Source organism: Streptomyces sp. NPDC002130 (assembly GCF_040296465.1).
GTDB lineage: Bacteria > Actinomycetota > Actinomycetes > Streptomycetales > Streptomycetaceae > Streptomyces.
The window spans coordinates 1-3,127 of sequence record NZ_JBEOXI010000479.1 but is presented as its reverse complement, the minus strand read 5'-3'; the positions used below and the strand labels follow the sequence as shown (position 1 = coordinate 3,127).

The 3,127-nt window shown below is 69.3% G+C and carries 2 protein-coding genes; one reads left to right on the top strand and one right to left on the bottom strand.

What is annotated here, in order from left to right; genetic code table 11:
- Positions 1–176: 176 nt before the first annotated feature.
- Entirely contained in the window at positions 177–1,622 is a 1,446-nt protein-coding gene (locus tag ABT116_RS41385; protein WP_351645419.1) for a CCA tRNA nucleotidyltransferase, read from the bottom strand.
- 266 nt (positions 1,623–1,888) lie between these two features.
- On the opposite strand from ABT116_RS41385, the gene ABT116_RS41380 reads away from it, so the two are divergent.
- Positions 1,889–3,127: DUF6049 family protein (locus ABT116_RS41380; protein WP_351645417.1), on the top strand; the 1,239-nt coding region annotated here is incomplete at its 3' end.

The window sequence follows — 3,127 nt, the reverse complement described above, 5'->3', positions numbered from 1 at the left end:
CGCCTTCGTCCTCGACCGTGACCTCGACCGGCCCGGCGCCACCGTCGCGGACGTCCTGCGCGCCACCGCCTTCGTCCTGCCGGCCGTGAAACACCGCCCCTCGGTCTGTCTCCAGCAGGCCGCCTGTCGCCAGAGAGGGTCATGTTTCACGTGAAACATGACCCCGTTCCACGGCCTCAGCTCTCCTGCCCGGCCCACCACTCCTTGAGCGCGGCCACCGCGGCGTCAGGCTCCATCGGCCCGTGCTCCAGGCGCAGCTCCAGCATGTGCTGGTACGCACGGCCGATGACCGGACCGGGGCCCACGCCGAGGATCTCCATGATCTGGTTGCCGTCGAGGTCCGGACGGATCGAGTCCAGCTCCTCCTGCTCCTGCAGCTTGGCGATCCGCTCTTCCAGCCCGTCGTAGGCACGCGACAGAGCCGCCGCCTTGCGCTTGTTACGGGTCGTGCAGTCCGAGCGGGTCAGCTTGTGGAGGCGGTCGAGCAGCGGGCCGGCATCACGGACGTAGCGACGGACCGCCGAGTCCGTCCATTCACCGGTGCCGTAGCCGTGGAAGCGCAGGTGGAGTTCGACCAGACGTGAGACGTCCTTCACCAGCTCGTTGGAGTACTTCAGAGCCGTCATGCGCTTCTTGGTCATCTTCGCCCCGACCACCTCGTGGTGGTGGAACGAGACCCGGCCGTCCTTTTCGAAGCGGCGCGTGCGCGGCTTGCCGATGTCGTGCAGCAGCGCGGCCAGGCGGAGGGTCAGGTCGGGGCCGTCCTCCTCCAGCGCCATCGCCTGCTCCAGGACGATCAGCGAGTGGTCGTAGACATCCTTGTGCCGGTGGTGCTCGTCCCGCTCGAGGCGCAGGGCCGGCAGCTCGGGCACCACGCGTTCGGCGAGGCCCGTCTCGACGAGCAGCGTCAGGCCCTTGCGCGGCTGCTGGGAGAGGATCAGCTTGTTCAGCTCGTCCCGCACCCGCTCGGCCGAGACGATGTCGATGCGCCCGGCCATCTCCGTCATCGCCGTGACGACCTCGGGGGCGACCTCGAAGTCGAGCTGAGCCGCGAAGCGCGCGGCCCTCATCATCCGCAGCGGGTCGTCCGAGAACGACTCCTCCGGGGTCCCCGGAGTGCGCAGCACCCGGGCCGCGAGATCTTCGAGCCCGCCGTGCGGGTCGACGAACTCCTTCTCCGGCAGCGCCACCGCCATCGCGTTCACCGTGAAGTCGCGGCGGACGAGGTCCTCCTCGATGGAGTCCCCGTACGACACCTCTGGCTTGCGCGAGGTGCGGTCGTAGGCCTCGGAGCGGTAGGTGGTCACCTCGATCTGATAGCCGCCCTTGTGCGCGCCCACCGTGCCGAAGGCGATCCCGACCTCCCACACGGCGTCCGCCCAGGGGCGAACGATCTTGAGGACGTCTTCCGGGCGCGCGTCAGTCGTGAAATCCAGGTCGTTGCCGAGCCGGCCCAGCAGCGCGTCCCGTACCGACCCGCCGACCAGGGCAAGTGAGAACCCGGCCTCCTGGAAGCGGCGGGCAAGGTCGTCGGCGACAGGGGCGACCCGCAGCAGTTCACTCACCGCGCGGTGCTGCACCTGGCTCAGGGCACTGGACGTTTCTTCGTTGGCGTTCGGCACAACAGAAGAGGGTACGTGGCTCCGGCCACCGTGAGCTCCTCCTATTCCGCGTGCGCAAGCATGGGGACCGGTCCGCTTTACGCGCACAAGTAGAACTTTTGGCCGGTAAAGAAGCGTCCCCCTCCATAGAGCTCGATACCGGACAGTGCGGTGCCCGTACGCGATCTTGTGGAGCGGACCGCGGCACTTCCCCTCAGCGGGCATCGTTACCATGCGTGGACGCACATTCCGACGACCACTGACGACGACTAGGGACGGACGAGCGCGTGGCCGAGGCGGCAGACTTCCAGAGGGCCAGTGCCTCACCTGCCCGCCGCTGGCTGCGGCGCACCGGGGCACTGCTCGCAGGCGCGCCGCTGCTGGCCGGCCTCCTCCAGTTGCCCGCCGCGACGACGGCGGAAGCGGCCGGGCAGGAGTCCTCGCAGGCTGCCGCCCGCACCGGCTCGGTGTCGGTCGCGATCAATTCGCTCAGCCCCAGCGCTCCCTCCGAGGGGGACACGGTGACCGTGTCGGGCACGGTCACCAACAACGGCAAGCAGACGGTGACCGGCGCGCACGTCGACCTGCAGGTGGGCCCCCCGCTCGGCACCCGTTCATCGATCGACACCCTGGCCAAGAAGAGCAACGACCTCCAAGGGCCGTCCGGCGAAAAGGTCGGCGGCAAGTACACCGAGAAGTTCTCCGCGCTCACCCCCGGCGTCGCGGAGCCCTTCAGCATCTCCGTCCCGGCCGACAAGCTGGATCTCGGCCGGGACGGCGTCTACCAGCTGGCCGTCGCGCTCTCCGGGGAGACCGCGGCACAGCCCTGGGACCAGGTTCTCGGCGTCCAGCGCACGTTCCTGCCGTGGCAGCCGGAAGAGGCCGACACCAGGACGAAGACCACGTTCCTGTGGCCCCTCGTCTCCGGCGCTCACATGGCGGCCGAGACGGGGTCGAACGAACAGCAGACGCCGGTCTTCCGCGACGACGAGCTCGCCGAGGAGATCGCCCCGGGCGGCCGCCTCGACCAGATGGTGTCGCTGGGTAAGGGCCTCGACGTCACCTGGGTGATCGACCCGGACCTGCTGGCATCCGTCGACGCGATGACGCGGAGCTACGAGGTCCGCGGCGCGGACGGCACCACCGCCCCTGGAAAGAACCAGGAGCTCGCCAAGCACTGGCTGGCCGAGCTCCAGCAGGCGGTGACGGGCGAAGAGATCGCCGCCCTGCCGTTCGGCGACCCGGACCTGGCCTCCCTCGCCCACAACGGCACGAACGTCACCGGCTCGCTGAACCACCTCAAGGAGGCCACCGACGTCGCCGACGACACGGTGAACACGATCCTCCACGTGAAACCGTCCACGGACTTCGTCTGGCCGGTGGACGGCGCCGTCGACCCGTCGATCGTGAAGGTCGCCACATCCGCCGGCGCCGACAAGGTGATCACCCGCAGCGACAGCCTCCAGGACAACCTGTCCTACACGCCCTCCGCTGCCCGGCCGATCGGCGGCGGCACCACGGCCGTC